This is a genomic window from Mycobacterium sp. (assembly GCF_008709575.1).
Classification (GTDB): domain Bacteria; phylum Actinomycetota; class Actinomycetes; order Mycobacteriales; family Mycobacteriaceae; genus Mycobacterium.
Genome location: NZ_VYIK01000311.1, coordinates 1 through 720, shown reverse-complemented (window position 1 = coordinate 720; position 720 = coordinate 1). Strand labels below are relative to the sequence as shown.

Below are 720 nucleotides of genomic sequence, written 5' to 3'. Positions count from 1 at the left end.
CGAATCCCGACACCGGCGTCCGGTAGAGCACCAGGGCCAGACCGGTAGCCGGGGCCAGGTAGTCGAAAAAGGACACCACGTCGTCCTCGGTCTTGAGCTGCACCGACGGGTTCATGACCTCAGCACCGACATAGCCGAGCGACTCGACATATCGCATCTTCTCGACCGCCTGGTAAGCGGAGGGGTCCAGGATAATCGTGAACAGCGGTATCCGGCCGGCGGCGGCCTCCGCGACGACCTGGTGATAACGCTGCCATTCGGCCAGCGTCATGTTCCATCCCTCGGCGAAGAACCCGCCGACGACGAGACCCGTGCAACCCATGTCGACGAACGCCTCGATGTTGTGCCGCACGCCCTCCTCGTCAAGCTCGAAATCCTCGCGGAGCGGGGTGATGGGACACATGTAGAAACCCCGGAGGTTCTCGGCGGCCCATGCTCTCGCCTCAGACCCGAGTTGCGCGGTAGCAGTCATAATGTCTTGATCTCCTTACCCGTGATTAGTCGTGGCGACATCCGGAGTTGAAGCGGTTATCACAACAAGCCGAAGGCGGTGCTACTAACCGACCCGGTTGAGAAGCCGCTCACAATGATTGCTTGACCTCGCTGCTCTTTGCTATCCGCGCAGCGCTACGCGAGCTCCGATTCACGCCTTACCCTATCGCGAGGCTGACACGAAAATAACGGTGACCACAAGCTGGTGAGGGCAGGTAGGGGTGACCC

General features: G+C 61.0%; 1 protein-coding gene. It reads right to left on the bottom strand.

From position 1 onward, the window contains the following. A partial coding sequence (locus F6Q13_RS18645) for a dihydrodipicolinate synthase family protein (protein ID WP_293059694.1) occupies positions 1-472 on the bottom strand: 472 nt, incomplete at its 3' end. Between the last annotated feature and the right edge of the window lie 248 nt (positions 473-720).